Below are 3,081 nucleotides of genomic sequence, written 5' to 3' on the forward strand. Positions count from 1 at the left end.
AGAATAACTTTTAGTGGTGCTGGTTTACAAAGACCTCGTATCAAGTTTGATTCAGAACCTCTGTATCCCAAGTTATACCAACTATCATAACATAACTCTTTCTCAGAAAGCGCTTTCAGGGAGTTGCCATTGGGTTAAGATTCCGACACGACTGTCTTTACCTTGGCGGGCATTTTGTTTCTCAATTTCAACTCCCAAACGAAGCTGCTTCGTAATACTATAATGACCAAGGGGAGATAAAAAGTAGGAAATATCACTTTTTACATGAACGCGATCGTGATTAAAGCTTTCGCTTCTAAGTTATCAAATAAAGGAACCAATAAACTTGCTATTGTTAGCAAAAACTGAATTAACTGCAAGCGTTTTGGAAACACAATTTTAGGGTTCATTCAGTGGCAGAATTTTAAGTGAGTTAAGGGGTTATCACTCATGAGTAGAGAGAAACTGAATTTCTCCCTACTCTCTTTATTCTTTTACCGTATTTTTAGTCTAAAAGAAGAAGAATTTGCTCCTATTTAACCGAGAGTTGAGCCATTCCATCCCCACATCGAACCTTTTGCTTCAGCAAATTCAATGTAGGTGCGATTAGCAGGAACGCCCAAATTTTTCTCGATCTCTTGACAAAATTCCTGACTCATTGCACTGGTTTTATCAGGGCTAATACTACCAACATTTTTAATTTCAATGTAGCAAACCGGATCAGTTGTTCCAGAAAATGTCATCGCAATTTCCGGCTGAAACGCTGTCATGACAAATGATTCTGGTTTTCCTAAGTGCTTGGATAATTTAGTAGATAAGGTTTTGAGTAAACTCTCAACGTCGCTAGCATTAGGCTTAGCAACAGAGGTGTGAACTTTAATTAAAGGCATGAATAATCCTCCCAGTTAATGGTTCTAGCCTCCATATTGCCAGCCTGTGCTTTCTAATAAAAGTGCCTCTCCTTCGCGATGAACGCCAGCGCCAATGACTTCTCCCACAAAAATGGTATGGTCGCCTTTTTCGACGGCATCAACGACCCGACATTCCACATAGCCGAGGGTATCTTGAATAATCGGACAACCCGTTTCTGCGCCGGAATAAAATTCAACATCAGCCAACTTATTGCCCACGCGCCGTTGCGGTTTAAAGAATTGGGCTGCTAACTCTTTTTGTGTGCTATCGAGGAAGCTGAGTGCAAACACCCCAGTCTTTTTAATCATGGCATGAGAACCGGAGTCTTGGCGAACACAATTGATAATTAAAGGAGGTTGAAAAGAGGTTTGCATGATCCAACTGGCGGTAAAGCCGTTGATTTCTTCACCATCTTTAACACCACAAATGTAGAGTCCGTGAGGAATTTTGCGAAGTATCGTTTTTTTGGCTTTCTCGTCTAGCAAGATGATTCTCCAATGAATGAACTGACAATTTCTTGCTTTAGTGTAGCTTAATGAGGTGAGTGAGCTGGAAGCAAATGATAGCAAGAGCGAGAAGATAAGATTTTCTGAGGGTGCAAGCAGTCCCTTTAAGCCTACCGTTATCAAATTTCGTTGGAGTTTAGTTCAGCCATTTCAGCTTAAAAAAAGTGAGTGAATACTGTAAAAAACGTCAGTTAATTTTTGCTAGCGTCTATCCCTTTTTTATCATAATTTGATTGATAATTTTGCTAGTCGAGGTCGGAACTTCAACGGCAATTAATTTAATTTCTCCACCATAGCTTTGTACAGCTTGTGCTTCGGGTAGTGTTTTTATCGTATAGTCTCCTCCTTTGGCATAAATTTCTGGTTTTAAGGTTTTAATTAATTCCTCAGCCGTTTTTTCTGAAAAGAGGACCACTGCATCGACTGCACTCAGTGCAGACAGGACTTCTGCCCGTTGTTCTTCAGGAATAATTGGACGAGGCGGGGCGTCTTGCGGTTTGATACTACGAACGGAGTGATCGCTATTTAAGCCAACCACTAACCTTTTCCCTAAGGATTTTGCGGTTTGTAAGTATCGCACATGACCGACATGCAATAAATCAAAACAACCATTTGTCAATACTAACGGTCGCCACTGTTCTGGGTTCGTCATCACCTGAGATTGCAGCTTAGCGAGAGAATACAGCATAAAGTTTGTCCTGTACTTAGAACTTCATTACCTACTTTGCTATTGTTAAAATCATCTTTTGAGCAACGTGTTGCCAGGTCCTAACCAATTTTAATTCTCTGAGGTTCGATTGTATTTCGGGCGTAATCTGCCAAAATGTTCTTCGCCTTGTCGGGAAGGAACAGAGTTTTGAACGGGATTTAACTGCATAATTTCAAATTTAGAGCCAAACAAATTCCGAATTGCTGAGGGCTCAATGCCATGCGGGGGTCCCCCGGATCGTTGATGAGTAAAGAAAATCGCAAGCAATTCGCCATTGGGTTTCAACAGTGAATGGACCAAATCGATATAAGCGGTTCGTTTTTCGGGGGGAAGGGCGCAAAAGCAAGTATGCTCGACTACATAGTCGAAATGATAACTATAGTTTTCGGGAAGATTGAAAATATCTGCTTGCAAAAATTTAACATCCAGTTTCGTATCTTTTGCCAATTCTTTAGCTTGCGCGATCGCGGAAGGGGCAAAATCAACCCCAATCACCTCATGTCCAGCTGCGGCGAATAAAAGCGCATCATAGCCCCGACCACAGCCTAAAACGAGAGTTTTTCCAGGAGGGGGTCCGTTGTCCGCTTCCAGAAACTTGAAAAAAGGAGGGGCAGCTTGACCTAAATCCCAGCGATCCGTTCCTTCTTGATAGCGATTTTCCCAAAAATGGGGCGTTAACGTGCTGTGCATACTGGATTCATTCATAGTTGATAGCTAACCGCTGCTATTTTAATGGTATAGTTAACTGGGCTTTCGGAAAACAATAATCGATAATCATTAGAAATCTAAGCCAAACAGTTCTTTGACCTGATTCTAGCCCCAGACCAATCCCCGAAAAGACAAGGAAAATTGATTAGACATCTCCAAAAACCTAAAACTCTTACTGTAACTAAGTTACACCGCAAACGATTTTCGGATTAATTTCCTCCTCAATAACGAGGTCATCAGATGTTGAAGCACCCAAACCCAAAAGTT

4 protein-coding genes are annotated in these 3,081 nt (G+C 41.3%); all 4 read right to left on the bottom strand.

The genetic code is table 11. From position 1 onward, the window contains the following. Positions 1 to 515: 515 nt before the first annotated feature. On the bottom strand, positions 516 to 869 hold the full coding sequence (locus tag GVY04_18180; protein ID NBD17983.1) for a hypothetical protein: 354 nt from the start codon (positions 867 to 869) through the stop codon (positions 516 to 518). 24 nt (positions 870 to 893) lie between these two features. After that, positions 894 to 1,376 (bottom strand): diguanylate cyclase, encoded by a 483-nt coding sequence (locus tag GVY04_18185; protein ID NBD17984.1) that lies wholly within the window; start codon positions 1,374 to 1,376, stop codon positions 894 to 896. 229 nt (positions 1,377 to 1,605) lie between these two features. Continuing rightward, positions 1,606 to 2,085 carry a D-glycero-beta-D-manno-heptose 1-phosphate adenylyltransferase gene (gene rfaE2 / locus GVY04_18190; protein ID NBD17985.1) on the bottom strand — a complete coding sequence of 160 codons (480 nt, stop codon included), beginning with the start codon at positions 2,083 to 2,085 and terminating at the stop codon, positions 1,606 to 1,608. A 90-nt stretch (positions 2,086 to 2,175) separates the two neighbouring features. Next, positions 2,176 to 2,796, bottom strand: coding sequence for a methyltransferase domain-containing protein (locus GVY04_18195; protein ID NBD17986.1), 621 nt, complete (start codon positions 2,794 to 2,796; stop codon positions 2,176 to 2,178). Positions 2,797 to 3,081: the final 285 nt, after the last annotated feature.

It is taken from the genome of Cyanobacteria bacterium GSL.Bin1, from assembly GCA_009909085.1.
Lineage (GTDB): Bacteria > Cyanobacteriota > Cyanobacteriia > Cyanobacteriales > Rubidibacteraceae > Halothece.